The 17,658-nt window shown below is 64.3% G+C and carries 14 protein-coding genes; 6 read left to right on the top strand and 8 right to left on the bottom strand.

Annotated elements, in window-relative coordinates; translation table 11 throughout:
* The first annotated feature begins 2 nt into the window (after window positions 1-2).
* The 3 genes from ABIB24_RS16260 (at window position 3) to ABIB24_RS16250 (ending at window position 2,655) form a co-directional block, all read left to right on the top strand.
* Window positions 3-827: a mechanosensitive ion channel family protein gene (locus ABIB24_RS16260; RefSeq protein ID WP_004376138.1), complete on the top strand. Its 825-nt coding sequence runs from the start codon at window positions 3-5 to the stop codon at window positions 825-827.
* A gap of 112 nt (window positions 828-939) precedes the next feature.
* Window positions 940-1,506 carry an RNA polymerase sigma factor SigX gene (sigX, locus tag ABIB24_RS16255; RefSeq protein WP_003248665.1) on the top strand — a complete coding sequence of 189 codons (567 nt, stop codon included), beginning with the start codon at window positions 940-942 and terminating at the stop codon, window positions 1,504-1,506.
* Between the two features lie 111 nt (window positions 1,507-1,617).
* Entirely contained in the window at window positions 1,618-2,655 is a 1,038-nt protein-coding gene (locus ABIB24_RS16250; RefSeq protein ID WP_004376136.1) for an OmpA family protein, read from the top strand.
* 189 nt (window positions 2,656-2,844) lie between these two features.
* On the opposite strand, the gene cobA is transcribed toward ABIB24_RS16250, so the two are convergent.
* From cobA to ABIB24_RS16225, 5 genes are all read right to left on the bottom strand, one after another.
* Entirely contained in the window at window positions 2,845-3,585 is a 741-nt protein-coding gene (gene cobA / locus ABIB24_RS16245; protein WP_274079802.1) for a uroporphyrinogen-III C-methyltransferase, read from the bottom strand.
* 27 nt (window positions 3,586-3,612) lie between these two features.
* Window positions 3,613-5,283, bottom strand: coding sequence for a bifunctional protein-serine/threonine kinase/phosphatase (locus ABIB24_RS16240; protein ID WP_085617185.1), 1,671 nt, complete (start codon window positions 5,281-5,283; stop codon window positions 3,613-3,615).
* Between the two features lie 9 nt (window positions 5,284-5,292).
* Window positions 5,293-6,504, bottom strand: coding sequence for a nitrate/nitrite transporter (locus tag ABIB24_RS16235; RefSeq protein ID WP_085664968.1), 1,212 nt, complete (start codon window positions 6,502-6,504; stop codon window positions 5,293-5,295).
* Between the two features lie 320 nt (window positions 6,505-6,824).
* A complete protein-coding gene (locus tag ABIB24_RS16230) occupies window positions 6,825-7,400 on the bottom strand; it encodes an ANTAR domain-containing response regulator (RefSeq protein WP_137163327.1) in 576 nt (191 codons plus the stop codon).
* Between the two features lie 12 nt (window positions 7,401-7,412).
* Window positions 7,413-8,627: a CmpA/NrtA family ABC transporter substrate-binding protein gene (locus ABIB24_RS16225; protein ID WP_137163328.1), complete on the bottom strand. Its 1,215-nt coding sequence runs from the start codon at window positions 8,625-8,627 to the stop codon at window positions 7,413-7,415.
* A gap of 280 nt (window positions 8,628-8,907) precedes the next feature.
* Here ABIB24_RS16225 and ABIB24_RS16220 point away from each other — a divergent pair, with 280 nt between their 5' ends.
* Window positions 8,908-9,930, top strand: coding sequence for a quinone-dependent dihydroorotate dehydrogenase (locus tag ABIB24_RS16220; protein ID WP_025338291.1), 1,023 nt, complete (start codon window positions 8,908-8,910; stop codon window positions 9,928-9,930).
* A gap of 150 nt (window positions 9,931-10,080) precedes the next feature.
* Here the strand turns inward: ABIB24_RS16220 and rmf are convergent, their stop codons facing one another.
* A complete protein-coding gene (gene rmf, locus ABIB24_RS16215; protein ID WP_003248687.1) occupies window positions 10,081-10,296 on the bottom strand; it encodes a ribosome modulation factor in 216 nt (71 codons plus the stop codon).
* A 561-nt stretch (window positions 10,297-10,857) separates the two neighbouring features.
* Here rmf and rlmKL point away from each other — a divergent pair.
* Together rlmKL and ABIB24_RS16205 are read left to right on the top strand one after the other, a co-directional pair.
* Window positions 10,858-13,050: a bifunctional 23S rRNA (guanine(2069)-N(7))-methyltransferase RlmK/23S rRNA (guanine(2445)-N(2))-methyltransferase RlmL gene (rlmKL, locus tag ABIB24_RS16210; protein WP_085617191.1), complete on the top strand. Its 2,193-nt coding sequence runs from the start codon at window positions 10,858-10,860 to the stop codon at window positions 13,048-13,050.
* Window positions 13,051-13,144: 94 nt separating this feature from the next.
* On the top strand, window positions 13,145-15,535 hold the full coding sequence (locus ABIB24_RS16205; RefSeq protein WP_274079843.1) for a sensor domain-containing diguanylate cyclase: 2,391 nt from the start codon (window positions 13,145-13,147) through the stop codon (window positions 15,533-15,535).
* 126 nt (window positions 15,536-15,661) lie between these two features.
* Here ABIB24_RS16205 and dacB read toward each other — a convergent pair whose 3' ends face one another.
* Window positions 15,662-17,119, bottom strand: a complete 1,458-nt coding sequence (gene dacB / locus ABIB24_RS16200; protein ID WP_025338294.1) for a D-alanyl-D-alanine carboxypeptidase/D-alanyl-D-alanine endopeptidase — start codon at window positions 17,117-17,119, stop codon at window positions 15,662-15,664.
* Window positions 17,120-17,305: 186 nt separating this feature from the next.
* A complete protein-coding gene (locus ABIB24_RS16195; protein ID WP_004376110.1) occupies window positions 17,306-17,650 on the bottom strand; it encodes a YggL family protein in 345 nt (114 codons plus the stop codon).
* Window positions 17,651-17,658: the final 8 nt, after the last annotated feature.

Here is a 17,658-nt window from a genome sequence, read left to right as displayed (position 1 = left end):
ATATGGAACTCGATCTCTGGACCCAGAGCCTGGTCACCGCCATGACTGCCCTTTGGACCAAGGTAGCGAACTTCATCCCCAACCTGTTCGGCGCGCTGGTCGTGGTGCTGCTCGGTTTCGTGGTGGCCAAGCTGCTCGACACGCTGCTGTCCAAACTGCTGGCCAAGTTCGGCCTGGACCGCCTTATGGCCGGCACCGGCCTGACCAAGATGCTCGGCCGGGTCGGCATCCAGGTACCCATCTCCACCCTGATCGGCAAGATCGTCTACTGGTTCGTGCTGCTCATCTTCCTGGTCTCGGCCGCCGAGTCGCTGGGCCTGGAGCGGGTCTCGGCAACCCTCGACATGCTTGCCCTGTACCTGCCGAAGGTGTTCGGCGCAGCCCTGGTGCTGCTGGCCGGCGTGCTGCTGGCCCAGGTGGCAAACGGCCTGGTACGCGGCGCTGCCGAAGGCATCGGCCTGGAATACTCGGCAGGCCTGGGGCGTATCACCCAGGGCCTGGTGATCATCATCAGCATCTCGGTGGCCATCAGCCAGCTGGAGGTGAAAACCGACCTGCTGAACCATGTGATCGTGATCGGGCTGATTACCGTTGGTCTGGCCGTTGCGCTGGCAATGGGCCTGGGTAGCCGCGAAATCGCCGGGCAGATCCTGGCCGGCATCTACGTGCGCGAACTGTATCAGGTGGGCCAGCAGGTGCGAATTGGAGAGGTCGAAGGGCACATCGAGGAAATCGGCACGGTCAAGACGACGCTGCTGACCGATGATGGCGAACTGGTGTCGCTGTCCAATCGCGAGTTGCTTGAGCAGCGAGTCAATAGCCGCTAACCGCACAAAGCTGTTAATGTATGCCGCCGCGAAAATCGACCCACGGGGTCGCGCGGCGACATTGACCTGACTGTCGGCCAGATCCGTTTTGAATAAAGTTCATTCGCCGCCCATGCGTTATGACCCCCGCGAGCTCACCGACGAAGAGTTGGTGGCGCGTTCGCATGAGGAGCTGTACCACGTTACCCGCGCCTATGAAGAGCTCATGCGGCGCTACCAACGGACCCTGTTCAACGTCTGTGCGCGTTATCTGGGGAACGACCGTGACGCGGACGATGTCTGTCAGGAAGTCATGTTGAAAGTGCTGTACGGGCTGAAGAACTTCGAGGGTAAGTCCAAGTTCAAGACCTGGCTCTACAGCATCACCTACAACGAATGCATTACCCAGTACCGCAAGGAGCGCCGTAAACGTCGGTTGATGGATGCCTTGAGTCTGGACCCTGTTGAAGAGGCGTCCGAAGACAAGGCTCCAAAGCCGGAAGAAAAAGGCGGGCTGGACAAGTGGCTGGTGCATGTGAACCCGATTGACCGGGAAATCCTGGTGCTGCGTTTTGTCGCAGAGCTGGAATTTCAGGAAATTGCCGACATCATGCACATGGGCCTGAGCGCGACAAAAATGCGCTACAAGCGCGCGCTAGACAAGCTTCGGGAGAAATTTGCCGGCCTCGATGAAACTTAGTGGCGTGCAAATATCTCTAACGAACCGGCGAGTTCTGCTAGACTTGCCGTCGAGTTGTCCCCCTTGTTTGTGGTGGGACTGCTTAACTATCACCAGATGGGGATTTAACGGATGAAATTGAAAAACACCTTGGGCTTGGCCATTGGCTCGCTCGTCGCTGCTACTTCGTTCGGCGTTCTGGCTCAAGGCCAAGGCGCTGTGGAAATCGAAGGCAACGTTACCAAGCAGTATTACGACAGCGAACGTAACTTCAAGAACGACGGCACCAATCCTGGTGTTCGCCTGGGCTACTTCCTGACCGACGACGTTTCCCTGGACCTCGGCTACAACGAGACCCACAACGCTCGTGGTGAAGTCTTCAACAAAGACATCAAAGGTTCCAAGGCCAAGCTCGACGCTACCTACCACTTCGGTACCGTGGGCGACGCTCTGCGTCCGTACGTTTCCGCCGGTTTCGCTCACGAGAGCCTGGGCCAGGCCACTCGTAGCGGCCGCGACCACTCCACCTTCGCCAACGTTGGCGCTGGCGCCAAGTGGTACATCACCGACATGTTCTTCGCCCGTGCTGGCGTAGAAGCCATGTACAACATCGACAACGGCAACACCGAGTGGGGCCCGACCGTTGGTGTTGGTCTGAACTTCGGCGGTAGCCCGAAGCAAGCTGAAGTCGCTCCGGCTCCAGTTGCCGAAGTGTGCTCCGACTCCGACAACGACGGCGTTTGCGACAACGTCGACAAGTGCCCAGACACCCCAGCCAACGTTACCGTTGACGCTGATGGCTGCCCGGCTGTTGCCGAAGTCGTTCGCGTTGAGCTGGACGTCAAGTTCGACTTCGACAAGTCGGTCGTCAAGCCAAACAGCTACGGCGACATCAAGAACCTGGCTGACTTCATGAAGCAGTACCCACAGACCACCACCACCGTGGAAGGTCACACTGACTCCGTCGGCCCAGACGCTTACAACCAGAAGCTGTCCGAGCGTCGTGCCAACGCTGTCAAGCAGGTCCTGACCCAGCAGTACGGCGTGGAATCCAGCCGTGTTGACTCGGTTGGCTACGGCGAAACCCGTCCGGTTGCCGACAACGCCACCGAAGAAGGCCGCGCTGTCAACCGTCGCGTTGAAGCTCAGGTAGAAGCCCAGGCCAAGTAATTGGTTTGAAGCTTCATGAAAAACCCGGCCTCGGCCGGGTTTTTCTTTGCCTGGGATTTATTCGGTCTCAAAGCCTGCACAATGCCTGTAGGAGCAGCCTTGCGCTGCGAAGAGGCCATTACAGCAACAGAATACCATTGCCCGTACCGGCCTCTTCGCAGCGCAAGGCTGCTCCTACAGGGATGGCGTTCAGCCCGCGGCTGCGATCAGCCCCAGGGCCTGCTGTTCCCCAACCACCTCCCCAATCACCAAAATCGCTGGGCTACGCAAGCCAAACCCCCGCGCATCCTCGACCATCCCCCGCACATCGCTCCTGCGCTCCCGCTGCTGCGGCAACGAGGCATTTTCGATCATCGCCACCGGCGTCGCCGGTGCCATGCCCCCGTCCAGCAACCCTTGGCGCACCTGCTCCAGCCTGGCCACGCCCATGTACACCACCAGCGTCGTTCCGCCCTGGGCCAAGGCCGCCCAGTTCAGTTCGCTGTCGTCCTGGGTATGTGCCGTGACCAGCGTCACGCCCCGGCTCACACCCCGTGAGGTCAGGGAAATCCCGCATTGCGTGGCGCCAGCCAGGCCGGCGGTGATGCCGTTGACCACTTCCACCTCGATGCCATGCCCTTGCAGCCACAGCGCCTCTTCACCACCACGGCCGAAGATGCACGGGTCGCCGCCCTTGAGCCGGACCACGCAGCGCCCTTGCCGCGCATGGCGCAGCATCAGGCGCTGGATGAACGCCTGCGGCGTGGAGCGGCAGCCGCCGCGCTTGCCCACGGCAATCACCTGGGCCTGTGGGCAATGTTCCAGCACCGCCGGGTTGACCAGGTCGTCGATCATCACCACAGCGGCTTGCTGCAAGGCGCGTACAGCCTTGAGGGTGAGCAGTTCGGGGTCGCCAGGGCCAGCACCAACCAGCCAGACTTTCGCATTCATCAGGGTTTCCTCATCGGCAAGGTGCGTTCAGCCCTTGAGCAGGGTGAGCAGCAATATCAGGTTGAACAGCAAGGACAGCAGGGCCAGGGTGCGCCAGACCTTCAACGGTTCGCGCTCCAGCAACGGCCGTGGCCGGCTGGGCAGTTCCTGGCGGTCGCCACGCTCGAGCAGCAGCAACCAGTGTTCGGCGGTTTCGAAGCGCTGCGCCGGGTCCGCTGCCAGTGCCTGCTGCAGGTTGTGCTGCAGCCATTCCGGCAGGTCGGGGCGGTAGCGCGCGGCGTTGACCGGCTGGCCGAAGCGCGGGCGCTGGAAGGCCTCCACTTCGCCGTAGGGGTAATGCCCGGTCAGCAGGTGATACAGCGTCACGCCCACGGCATATAGGTCCTGGCGTGGGCTGGGCGGCTGGCCGTCGAACGCTTCCGGGGCAATATATGACGGCGTGCCCGGCAACTCGTGCAGCGGGTCTTCGGACAGCCCCGGGCAGTAGGCCAGGCCGAAGTCCAGCAGGCGCAGCTGGCCATCGCTGCCCAGGTGCAGGTTCTCTGGCTTGATGTCGCGGTGTAGCAGGTTGCGCCGGTGCAGTACGCCGACCGCCTGCAGCAGCTGCCGGGCCAGCTCCAGCCACTGCGGCATGGGTAGCGGGCCGTGCTCGGCCAGCAGCGCTGCCAGGCTCTGGCCGGGGTATTCGCGCATCACGTAGTACAGGTGCTGGCGCTGGCTGGCGGTGTGCAGCTCGGGGAAGTGCCGGCCAGCGACCCGGCGCAGGAACCATTCTTCCAGCAACAGCCCTTGCGCCGCGCCGGGCTCCTGCTCGCGTGCGGCGGGCAGGGTCTTCAGCAGCCAGGCTTGGCCCTGGGCATCGCGTACCCGGTACAGCAGCGACTGGCGGCTTTGCGAAAGCAGCTTTTCGGCTTGCCAGCCATCGATTACCTGGCCTTCACGAAGAGGGCCGGGCACTGGCCATTGCTGCAGTTGCGCCAAGGTGTCGCCCAGGTTGGCCGTGCCCAGTTGCTCGACCTGCACCAGCAAGGCACTGGCGTTGTCCTGGCTGCCGTTCAGGTGCGCGCTGGCGACCAGGGTGTCGACGGCCAGTTGCAGGTCGGGTTGCTCGCGCAGCACCGCTTGGATGTGCTGGTCGCCCAGGCTGGCCCATACGCCATCGCTCAACAGCAGGAAGCTCTCGCCCGGCTGCAGCTCACCTTCCAGATAATCCACCAGCAGGTGCTGGTCCAGGCCCAGCGCGCGCTTCAGCACATGCTGCATGCCTGGCTGGTCCCATACATGGTCTTCGCTCAGGCATTGCAGGCGCCCAGCGTGCCAGCGGTACACACGGCAGTCACCCACGTGGGCCAGGGTAAAGCGCCGGCCACGCAGCACCAGCGCGCTGAGGGTGGTCAGCAGTGGCTGGCCACTGCCTTGGGCACGCAACCAGCGGTTCTGCGCCAGCAGCAGGCGGTCGAGGGCCTGGGCCACGCTCCAGGTCGCGGGGGTGGCGTAGTAGTCCAGGGCCAGCGCCTGCAGGCTGGCACGGGCTGCCAGGCCGCCATCGGCACATTGGCTGACGCCGTCGGCGAGGGCGAACAGGTAGCCTTTGCTGGCGGCCAGCTCCGGCGCCGGGGTAACCAGGCGCAGGGCGTCCTGGTTTTCCTCGCGCGGCCCGGTGGCGCTGGCCTGGGCAAAGTTCAGTTGCAGGCTCATGGCTGTGCCTCAGACCCGTGCCGCGGTAACCGCAGCCGAGCCCCAGGTGGTGCGCCAGCGCTGTTTCACGCCGTGCAGGCCGAACCAGGCCAGCAAGCCCAGGCTGGCGAACAGCCACAGCCCCAGCTGGTAATCACCGGTGTGCTGCTTGATGGTGCCAAGCCCGGCGGCCAGCAGGAAGCCACCGATGCCGCCGGCCATGCCGATCAGCCCGGTCATCACGCCGATCTCCTGGCGGAAGCGTTGCGGTACCAGCTGGAACACCGCGCCATTGCCGGCCCCCAGGCCGAGCATGGCGCTGACGAACAGGGCCAGTGCGGCGGCGGCGCTAGGCAGGTTGAAGCCGACTGCAGCGATGCAGATGGCCGCCACACTGTACATGCCCAGCAGGGTGCGAATGCCGCCGAAGCGGTCGGCCAGAGCGCCGCCGAGCGGGCGCATCAGGCTGCCGGCGAACACGCAGGCAGCGGTGTAGTAGCCAGCGGTGACCGGGCTCAGGCCATACTGATCGCTGAAATAGCCGGGCAGGGCGCTGGCCAGGCCGATGAAGCCGCCGAAGGTGACGCTGTAGAAGAACATGAACCACCAGCTGTCACGGTCACCCAGTGCCTTGAGGTAGTCGGCCATGGCTTTTGGCTTGGGCCGCTGCGGAGCATTGCGTGCCAGCAGGGCGAACACCAACAGCGCCAGCGACAGCGGGACCAGCGCGAAGCCGAACACATTGTTCCAGCCAAAGCCCGCAGCCAGCGCCGGGGCCAGCAGGGCGGCGAACACCGTGCCGGAGTTGCCGGCACCGGCAATGCCCATGGCTTTGCCTTGGTGCTGTGGCGGGTACCACTGCGAGGCCAGCGGCAATGACACGGCGAACGAGGCACCGGCAAAGCCGAGGAACACGCCCAGCAGCAGTGCTTGTTCATAGCTGTGCACGCCCAGGTGCCAGGCAGCGGCGAGGGCGACGATGACCACCACCTGGCCGATCAGCCCTGCGGTCTTTGGCGACAGGCGGTCTACCAGCACGCCCATGGCAAAGCGCAGGATCGCCCCGGCCAGGATCGGCGTGGCCACCATCAGGCCCCGTTGTTGTGCACTCAGCTGCAGATCGGCGGCAATCTGCACCGCCAGTGGGCCAAGCAGGTACCAGACCATGAAGCTGAGGTCGAAGTACAGGAACGCGGCGAACAGCGTGGGCACATGCCCGGATTTCCAGAAGCTGGTACTCATCGAACACCTCACTCGGCAATGCAACGGAACGAAAAAGACGCCGCTACCCGCTCCACGTGGGTGGAGGGGAGAGCGACGTCTTTGTCGGGATCAAGTGGGCAACCGCCGTTGGCTACCGGTGATATTTGTTCAGCAAGAGATGGGCCAACTCGGACCGTGGGTTGACTCGGGTTATGTGGGAGCGGCCTTGTGTCGCGAAAGGGCTGCGCAGCAGCCCCGGCAATATCTGCGGCGAAGCTGAAAATTCGGGGGCCGCTACGCGCCCCTTTCGCGACACAAGGCCGCTCCCACATGGATCGCGTGAGGTTTTGAACGAAGCGTCAGCCCAGCATCTCGTGCATGGCAATGATCTGCTCGGCCACCTGGATCAGCTTCTGCTGCCGGCTCATGGCCTGGCGGCGCATCAGGGTGTAGGCCTGTTCTTCGTTGCAGTCCTTCATCTTCATCAGCAAACCCTTGGCCTGTTCGATGCGCTTGCGCTCGGCCAGTTGCTGGTCGCGCGCAAGCAGCTGCGCCTTCAGCGCCTGGTCGCTTTCGAAGCGGGCCATGGCCACGTCCAGGATCGGTTGCAGCCGCGCGGCATGGATGCCTTCGACGATGTAGGCGCTGACCCCTGCCTGGATCGCCTGGCGCATCGCCCCAGGGTCGTGCTCGTCGGTGAACAGCACGATCGGCCGCGGCTGGTCACGGCTGACCAGGACCACCTGTTCCATCACATCGCGGTCCGGTGAGTCGGTATCGATCAGCACCACGTCCGGGCGCACCGTTTCGACGCAGGCGGGCAGGTCGATGGTCAGGTCCGGGGCTTCGATGACCTCGAAGCCGGCCTCGCTCAAGGCCGCCTTGAGGCGGCCGAGTTTGCTCTGGGTGTCGTCGATCAGCAGGATGCGCAACATGAATGGTCCCCCTCACGCGCCGACACGGGCATCAGGCAGGTCGCCCAGTGCATGCAGGCTGAAACTGCGGGCATAACCGTAGGGGTCACTGCCGTCCCAGCGGCTGCCATCGATCAGCAGACTACTGCGCATCGGCTGCTCGGGGCAGGCCACGCCGAGGCTTTGTGCCGCCTCGCCATACAGTGCCAGCTGCTGGACCTGGCGGGCTACGCCGAGGTAGTCGGGGTCGTCGCGCAGCAGGCCCCAGCGGCGGAACTGGGTCATGAACCACATGCCGTCGGACAGGTACGGCAGGTTGGCCCGGCCATGATCGTGCAGGCGCAGGGCGTGCGGGTCTTGCCAGTGGTTGCCCAGGCCGTCGTGGTAGCTGCCGAGCAGGCGTGGTTCGATACTTGCCAGCGGGGTGGCCAGGTAGGCGCTGCCGCTGAGCAGTTGCGCAGTGCTGCGGAGGTTCTCCGGGCTTTGCTCGATGAAGCGGCTGGCGGCGAGGACTGCCTTGATAAGCGCGCGGGCGCTGTTGGGGTATTGCTCGGCAAAGGCGCGGGCGCAGGCCAGGACCTTTTCCGGGTGGTCCGGCCAGATCGACTGGCTGGTGGCCAGGGTGAAGCCCTGGCCCGTGGCTACGGCATCGGCAGCCCAGGGTTCGCCCACGCAGAAGCCGTCGATGCGCCCGGCCTGGATATGCGCGGCCATCTGCGCTGGTGGCACCACCACGCTGTCGACGTCGCGCAATGGGTGGATGCCCTGGCTGGCCAGCCAGTAATACAGCCACATGGCGTGGGTGCCGGTGGGGAAGGTCTGGGCGAAGGTGAGGCGTGCGCCATGCTGGTGCACCAGGCGTGCCAATGCTTCAGGGTTGGTCACGCCTTTGCGCTGCAGGGCCGGGGACAGGTTTATGGCCTGGGCGTTCTGGTTCAGCCCCATGAGCACGGCCATGGCGCTGGCCGGTACACCGCCGATGCCCAGGTGCACGGCGTACACCAGGCCATACAGGCAGTGCGCGGCATCCAGCTCGCCGCTGACCAGCTTGTCGCGCAGCCCGGCCCAGGAGCCCTGGCGCTTGAGGTTGAGGGTAAGGCCGTGCTGCTGGGCAAAGCCCTGGGTGGCGGCGACTACTACCGAGGCGCAGTCGGTCAGGGCCATGTAGCCGATGTTCAGGCTGGGCTTTTCCGGCGCGTCGCTGCCGTTGACCCAGGCCAGGGGCGTTGCTCGGGGTACAGTGTTCACAAGGTTCCTCGCCCGTACTGATAAGGCTGTGGGCTTTTCCGGTGCAACCGATGTGCCATCTGGCAGCATCCCTGTGGAGCAACTGCCTTGTGCCGCCTGCATTGGCCTCATCGCCGGCAAGCCAGCTCCCACAGATACAGCGCAGGTTTCAGCTCTTGTGTTGTACCTGTGGGAGCTGGCTTGCCGGCGATGGGCTGCTCAGCAGCCCCACGATTTGCTGTCATGCCGGCCTCGCGCTGGCTATAATCGCCCCCTCATTCACCCCGAGCCTTGCCCGCCCATGTATACCCTGGCCCGCCAGCTGCTGTTCAAGCTTTCTCCGGAAACCTCCCACGACCTGTCCCTGGACCTGATCGGCGCCGGTGGCCGTCTTGGCCTCAACGGCATGCTGTGCAAGCAGCCGGCGGCTTTGCCGGTTACGGTCATGGGCTTGAACTTCGCCAACCCGGTGGGCCTGGCGGCCGGCCTGGACAAGAACGGCGCGGCCATCGACGGTTTCGCCCAGCTGGGCTTCGGCTTCGTCGAAATCGGCACCGTCACCCCGCGCCCGCAGCCGGGCAACCCCAAGCCGCGGCTGTTCCGCCTGCCGGAGGCAACAGCCATCATCAACCGCATGGGTTTCAACAACCTGGGCGTTGATCACCTGCTCGGCCGGGTGCGGGCTGCGCGTTACAACGGCGTGCTGGGCATCAACATCGGCAAGAATTTCGACACCCCGGTGGAGCGTGCCGTCGATGACTACCTGATCTGCCTGGACAAGGTTTACACCGACGCCAGTTACATCACGGTCAACGTCAGTTCGCCAAACACCCCGGGCCTGCGCAGCCTGCAGTTCGGCGATTCGCTCAAGCAGTTGCTCGATGCCCTGGCCGAGCGCCGCGAGCAACTGGCCGGCACGCATGGCAAGCGCGTACCTCTGGCAATCAAGATTGCTCCGGACATGAGCGACGAAGAAACCGCCCTGGTGGCCGCCGCGCTGATGGAGTCGGGCATGGATGCGGTGATCGCCACCAACACCACGCTGGGGCGTGAAGGTGTCGAAGGGTTGCCGTACGGTGGCGAGGCGGGGGGCCTGTCGGGCGCGCCGGTGCTGGAGAAAAGCACCCATATTGTCAAGGTGCTGGCGGGCGAGCTGGGCGGCAAGCTGCCGATCATTGCCGCTGGCGGCATTACCGAAGGCCGCCATGCCGCCGAGAAGATCGCTGCCGGGGCGAGCCTGGTGCAGATTTATTCGGGCTTCATTTACAGAGGGCCAGCGTTGATTCGCGAGGCGGTGGACGCTATCGCTGCGATGCCGCGGTGACCTGGCCGGCCCATTCGCGGGCGAGCCCGCGAAGAAGCCAGCGCGGATATGGATTCGAAGTCATAAAAAAGGGCCCCATCAAGGGGCCCCTGGGCCTTCGCCCGCCGCCCGGATAGGGCGTGCATGGTAAATCGAATTCAGTGTCCTCGTTCAGCCAACGGCGTGATTTTCGTTGAGTCTATGGATGCCAGCGGTGCCAGTCATTCCGTCCCAGTTATCACCGCGACCTTCACGCCAGCCGTTGATCCAGGCTTGGCGAACAGAAGGAAGATTGAAGGGGCAAAGTTCGCGGGATTTGCCGGTGACCCCGTATTGGTAGCCACGTGAATATGCTCTTTCCAACGGATCACGCTTAAGTCTTCTCATAGGGTGTTGCCCTCACTTGTTGACTGTAATGTCCCGTCGGCCTCTCCGAGGCCGGGCAGAGTCTTTCTGCCGGTGTGCGCTCGCTGCCGGCGTGGCGAGCTGAAAGTGCCACCTCGTTGCGAAGTGGCCTGAGACCAGTTCTATCGAATGCGAGTCACCGTGTGAATGATCGATTTGTCATAAGCACGTAACCTTTCCAAGGGTGAGGGGATAAGTAAATAAATGCGACTCAACCTTGTTTAGCGTTGAGCCCGCTATGATCAGGCTTTGCCGATCATTGACGTCATTTCGCCAGCGTTTCTCGCGGATGACAGTAATAATTTGAAATGCGACGAAGGGTCACATCGGCCCCGGTATCGCCAGAATTTTTCGTACTGCCTGATGATCTAAGCTGTCTTTGCCACAGGGCCAAGCACAGATCGGTCAGGCGGCCCGGCCTTTCACCGCACGCTCGCGTGCCGGGAAAGGCCACCCGCACGCCTGCTGGAAAGGTGTGCGGGCAAACATCGCGGGGCGATGCGTCGCCCCGTCAGTCAAATAGCCCAAGGCGCTGGATTACTCATGTCGGACCGTTTCGAACTTTACCTCACCTGCCCCAAAGGCCTGGAAGGCCTGCTTGCCGAAGAGGCGCGGGGCCTCGGCCTGGATGACGTGCGCGAGCACACCTCGGCCATTCGCGGCGCCGCCGACATGGAAACCGCCTACCGCCTGTGCCTGTGGTCACGCCTGGCCAACCGGGTGCTGCTGGTACTCAAGCGCTTCTCCATGAAGAACGCCGACGACCTCTACGATGGCGTGCACGCGGTCGACTGGGCCGATCACCTGGCAGCCGATGGCACCCTCGCGGTGGAGTTCAGCGGCCATGGCTCGGGCATCGACAACACCCACTTCGGTGCGCTGAAGGTCAAGGACGCGATCGTCGACAAGCTGCGCAACCGCGAAGGCCTGCGCCCGTCGGTGGAAAAGATCGACCCTGATGTGCGCGTGCACCTGCGCCTGGACCGTGGCGAAGCCATTCTCTCCCTCGACCTTTCCGGGCACAGCCTGCACCAGCGTGGCTACCGCCTGCAGCAAGGTGCCGCGCCGCTGAAAGAAAACCTGGCGGCGGCGGTGCTGATCCGCGCCGGCTGGCCGCGCATTGCCGCCGAAGGTGGCGCGCTGGCCGACCCGATGTGCGGTGTGGGTACCTTCCTGGTCGAAGCGGCGATGATCGCCGCCGATATCGCGCCCAACCTCAAGCGCGAACGCTGGGGCTTCAGTGCCTGGCTCGGCCATGTACCGGCGTTGTGGCGCAAGGTGCATGACGAGGCGCAGGCGCGGGCACAGGCCGGCCTGGCCAAGCCACCACTGTGGATCCGTGGCTACGAGGCCGACCCGCGGCTGATCCAGCCAGGCCGCAACAACGTCGAGCGTGCCGGCCTGGGCGACTGGGTGAAGATCTACCAGGGCGAAGTCAGCACCTTCGAGCCGCGCCCGGACCAGAACCAGAAAGGCCTGGTCATCAGCAACCCGCCCTATGGCGAGCGCCTGGGTGACGAAGCCAGCCTGCTGTACCTCTACCAGAACCTCGGCGAGCGCCTGCGCCAGGCCTGCATGGGCTGGGAGGCGGCGGTATTCACTGGCGCGCCGCAGCTGGGCAAGCGCATGGGCATTCGCAGCCACAAGCAGTACGCGTTCTGGAACGGCGCCTTGCCGTGCAAGCTGCTGCTGTTCAAGGTGCAGCCCGACCAGTTCGTTACCGGCGAGCGCCGCGAGGCGCAGCCTGAAGGCGCGGAAAGCCGCCAGCAGGCAGCACCGGCCAGCGAGCCGGCGCGCCTGTCGGAAGGGGCGCAGATGTTCGCCAACCGCCTGCAGAAAAACCTCAGGCAACTGGGCAAGTGGGCCCGCCGCGAGCAGGTCGATTGCTACCGCCTGTACGATGCCGACATGCCCGAGTACGCCCTGGCGGTCGACCTGTACCAGGATTGGGTGCACGTGCAGGAATACGCCGCGCCACGTTCGGTCGACCCAGACAAGGCCCAGGCACGCCTGCTCGACGCGCTGGCAGCCATCCCGCAGGCCCTGGGCATTTCGCCGCAGCGTGTGGTGCTCAAGCGTCGCGAGCGGCAGAGCGGCACGCGCCAGTACGAGCGCCAGGCAACCGAAGGCCGCTTCCAGGAAGTGAACGAAGGCGGCGTCAAGCTGCTGGTCAACCTCACCGACTACCTCGACACCGGCCTGTTTCTCGACCATCGCCCGATGCGCATGCGCATCCAGCGCGAAGCAGCCGGCAAGCGCTTCCTCAACCTGTTCTGCTACACCGCCACGGCTACCGCGCATGCGGCCAAGGGCGGCGCGCGCAGCACCACCAGCGTCGACCTGTCGAAAACCTACCTGGACTGGGCGCGGCGCAACCTGGCGCTCAATGGCTTCTCCGAGCGCAACCGCCTGGAGCAGGGCGATGTGATGGCCTGGCTGGAGGGCAACCGCGACAGCTACGACCTGATCTTCATCGACCCGCCGACCTTCTCCAACTCCAAGCGCATGGAAGGCGTGTTCGACGTGCAGCGTGACCACGTGCAGCTGCTGGACCTGGCCATGGCCCGCCTGGCGCCGGGTGGCGTGCTGTATTTCTCCAACAACTTCCGCAAGTTCCAGCTGGACGAGCACCTGATGGCGCGTTACGCGGTGGAGGAAATCACGGCCCAGACCCTGGACCCGGACTTCGCCCGCAATAACCGTATCCATCGCGCCTGGCGTCTGCAGCTTCGTTGAGGCGACGAGGTACATTGCGCGGCTAATGGCCAATAGCTATAACTGAGGGCAGGGCAAGATAATCCGCAGGACGCTGACGTGACGAGATGGGTGTATGTCAAAGGGTGGCGTGCGTGCGCGGTTGCTTGGCCTGTGTACAGAGGCGGTGTCCGCCTGGGCGGTGGCCCTGGTCGCCCTGGTCGTGGGCGGCCTGTTGACGGCCGTCCTGGCGTTAGCCACGCAAACCTTCTACAAGCAGCAACTGCGCCAGCGCTTCGAGCTGCTGGCCAGCGAGCGTTTCAGCCGTATCGCCGAGCGGTTTGACGAACAGCAGCAGCGCCTGGACGGGCTGCGGCGGTTTTTCAGCTTTTCCAACGAAATCACCCCACACGAGTTCGACGGCTACGCCAGGCCATTGCTGCAGCGGACCCTGGCCTACGCCTGGGCGCCGCGTGTCGAAGCCGCGCAACGCGCCGAGTTCGAGCGCCAGGCCAGTGCGCATTCCAGCCCGGGCTATGTGATCCGCGACCAGGATGAGCAAGGCCAGTGGCGGCCATCCCCCCAGCGCGACCATTACTTCCCGGTGCTCTATACCCAGTCGGGTGAATTGCCCGGGCTGCCCTATGGGCTGGACCTCGCCGGCCAGGAAGTGCCCCTGGCGGCACTGGCGCGGGCGCTGGGGCCGGGCAGCATGGCGGTGTCCGAGCCACTGCCCATGTTCGATACCAGCTCGGATGCGCGTGGCCTGCTGATGGTGGCGCCGGTGTTTTCCGATGCCAACCCCCGCGGCGCTGCAGTGGGCTATGTGATGGCCTTGCTGAGCATGCGTGAGTTGGTCAGTGACGGGCGCCCGGTTTCGGCAGACGATAACCTGGTGGTGCGTATCGTCGACCCCACCGGGCTGCATGGCCCCGAGGTGATGTTCGATTCGCAGAACCCGGTCGCACCCCTGCCGCTGGCCACCAACCAGCTGTTGCACCTGGCTGATCACCACTTCCAGCTGAGTATCCGGCCGAGCCTGGCCTTCGTGCGCGCCAACCGTTCATCCGCAGTGCTGGCGGTGAGCCTGCTGGGCGGCTTGTTGAGCCTGCTGCTCAGTGTCTTGCTCTACAGCTTGTTCAGCCAGCGCCAGCGCGCCTTGGCCCTGGTCGAGCAGCGCACCGCCGAGCTGCGGGTCAGCGAGCAATCCCTGCGTGGCACCCACAACCAGCTGCGCAGCGTGCTGGATGCCGCAACCCAGGTGGCGATCATCGCCACCAACCTCAAGGGCGTGGTCAGCACCTTCAACGCCGGCGCCGAGCGCATGCTCGGTTACCCCGCCAGCGAGGCGATCGGCCAACTGCGCCTGGAGGACCTGGTGCTGCCCGAGGAGTTGAGCCTGCGTGCCCATGCCTTGAGCCTGCGTTACGGCCGGCCGATTGAAGGTGGCCAGGCCATGTTCGCCGAAACGGTGCAGGAGCATGGCGCCGAGCCGGGGGAGTGGACCTTGTTGCGCGCCGATGGCAGCCAACTGGTGGCCAACATGCTGGTCACCGCCATGCTCGATGAACAGGGGTTGTGGGTCGGTTACCTGGCGATCTGCATCGATGTCACTGAACGGCGGCGGGTGCATGAGGCGCTGGCGGCGCGTGACCGCCTTCTGGAAAAGCTCAGTGCCGAGGTGCCGGGCGGCATCTACCAGTACCGCCTGGATGGCAACGGCCATTCCTGCTTTCCGTACGCCAGCATGGGCCTGTACGACATCTACGAAGTCGACCTGCAGCAGTTGCGCGAGGATGCCACGGCGGTGTTCGAGCGTATCCACCCGGATGACCTAGAGCGCGTGCGCCGCTCGGTGCGTTACTCGGCCGAACACCTGTCGCCCTGGCGCGAGGAATACCGGGTCTGCCTGCCGCGTGCCGGGCTGCGCTGGGTGCGTGGCGAGGCGACACCGGAGGTGGGCGAGCAGGGCTGCACCTTGTGGCATGGCTACCTGACCGACATTTCCGACCTCAAGGGCGTGGAGGAAGAGTTGCGTGCGCTGTCGGTGACCGACTCGCTGACCGGCATCCATAACCGCCGTTACTTCCAGGAGCGGCTCAAGCTCGAACTGGAACGGGCCCAGCGCGATGGCCAGGCACTGGCGGTGATCATGCTCGATATCGATCACTTCAAGCGCATCAACGACCATTTCGGCCATGCCGTCGGCGACCGCGTGCTGCGTAGCCTGTGCCTGCGTATCGGCCAGCGTTTGCGGCGTACCGATGTGTTCTGCCGGCTGGGCGGCGAGGAATTCATGGTGCTGTGCCCGGGCAGCGATGCCGAGCAGGCGCGGCTGCTGGCGCTGGAGCTGTGGCAAGGAGTGCGCAATGTGCCGGTGGAAGGCGTGGGCAGGGTGACCGCGAGTTTTGGTGTGGCGGGCTGGCGACCGGGGGAAGGGGCCGATGCCTTGCTGTTGCGGGCTGATGCAGGCGTGTATGCGGCCAAGCAGGCCGGGCGGGACCGGGTGGAGGGGGAGTTGGCCTGACAGCTTTCAGTTGCCAATGCCGGCCCTTTCGCGGCTAAAGCCGCTCCCACAGGGACATCACAGGTCTTGAACCCTGCACTGTGTAGGAGCGGCTTTAGCCGCGAAGAGGCCGGTACCGGCTAACGATCAGTTGGCCGCTGTGCTGCCGGCCAGTTTCGGCTGACGGTAAAGGTCCAGCAGCACCTGGTCGAGCACCTGCGAGGCGCCCCACGGTTTCGGGTCGTTGAGGATCGCCGCCACCGCCCAGGTATGGCCGTTGCTGTCGCGGCTGAAGCCGGCAATTGCCCGCACGGTGTTCAGCGTGCCGGTCTTGATGTGCCCTTCGCCGGTCATGGCGGTACGCTTCAGGCGCTTGCGCATGGTGCCGTCCATACCCACCAGCGGCATCGAGCTCATGAACTCGGCGGCATAGGGGCTCTTCCAGGCGGCCTGCAGCATCGCGGCCATCTCCCGGGTGCTGACCCGTTCGGCACGCGACAGGCCGGAACCGTTTTCCATCACCAGGTGCGGCGCGGTAATGCCCTTCTTCGCCAGCCACTGGCGCACCACGCGCTGGGCGGCGCGGGCGTCGTCACCGTCGGCATCGGTGCGGAACTGCGCGCCAAGGCTCAGGAACAGCTGCTGGGCCATGGTGTTGTTGCTGTACTTGTTGATGTCGCGGATCACTTCCACCAGGTCTGGTGAGAAGGCGCGGGCCAGCAGGCGAGCGCCCTTGGGCACGTTCTCGAAGCGGTCGCCACCCTGGATGCTGCCACCCAGCTCGTTCCAGATCGCGCGCACGGCACCGGCGGCGTAGGTTTGGTGGTCGAGCAGCGACAGGTAGGTCTGCGAGTTGCAGCCGTCACCCAGCTGGCCGCTGACCGTTACGCTGATGCCATCGGCCTGCTGCACCGGGTTGTAGCGCACATCACCCGAGCACTGTTTGGAGGCCACCGCCTTGACCTGGTTGTCGATGCGGATGCTGGCAATCGGCGGTTCGACCGCGATGGTGACCTTGCCGCCATCGTTGCGGGCCACGAAGCGCAGGGCCTTGAGGTTGACCAGCAGTGAGTCGGGCTTGACCAGGAACGGCTTGTTCTCATCGCCGCCGTCGTCGTTGAACTGCGGCAGGTTGGGCTGCACGAAGTGGCTGCGGTCCAGCACCAGGTCGCCGGTGATGGTGCGCACGCCATTGGCGCGCAGGTCACGCATCAGCAGCCACAGCTTCTCCATGTTCAGTTTCGGGTCGCCGCCACCTTTGAGGTACAGGTTGCCGTTGAGTACACCGTTGCTCAGGGTGCCATCGGTGTAGAACTCGGTTTTCCACTGGAAGGTCGGGCCAAGCAGTTCGAGGGCGGCGTAGGTGGTGACCAGTTTCATGGTCGAGGCCGGGTTGACCGAGACATCGGCATTGAACACGGTCGGTGTGCCGGGGCCGTCCAGCGGCAGCATCACCAGCGACAGGGCAGAATCCTGCAGCTTGTTGGCCTTGAGGGCCTGCTGCACTTTGGCAGGCAGCGTGGTGTTGACGGCGGCGGCCTGGCTGGGCAGGGCGAGTGGCAACAGCAGACCGGCAAGAACGAGGGGACGAAGCGTTTTGATCATGATCGATAAATACCCTACGGCGAGGGAAAAGGGCATTGGGGCTGTAAGGGATGATGGCCCCAGGGTGAAAGAATACGCATTATGCCCCAAGCGCAGCGACGATGCGCCACGTTCGACGGAAAAGCACCCCCAATAAAAAAGGCCACCCCTTGGGGTGGCCTTTTCAGCGATCGAGCCGGGCCGGTATTACTCGGCCTTGTTGATCGGCTTTTCCGGGTACCAGGCGTCCAGCAGCGGGCTGACTTCGATCTTGGTCAGTTCGCTACGGCCTTTGAGCCAGGCTTCAACGGCTGCACGCTGTTCTTCGCTGACCGAGCCACGTTTGACCGAGCACACCAGGCCGAAATCGTCACCGCCTACATAGTCCAGGCCGTTGGCGTCCATGGCTTCTGCCAGGAACGCGTCGAGGAAAGCATCGATTGCCTGGTCATCCAGATCTTCCTTGAATTCCAGGTTCAGCTCGAAGCCCAATTCCTGAAACTCGTCGACACACAGCTTCTTGCGCAGACGACGGGAGCGGTTTGTGGCCATGAAACAAT

The organism is Pseudomonas sp. UYEF17 (assembly GCF_040546125.1).
In the GTDB taxonomy this organism is placed as follows: Bacteria; Pseudomonadota; Gammaproteobacteria; order Pseudomonadales; family Pseudomonadaceae; genus Aquipseudomonas; species Aquipseudomonas putida_Z.
Note: the sequence above shows the minus strand (reverse complement) of the source record. Positions and strands in the feature narration are given on the sequence as shown.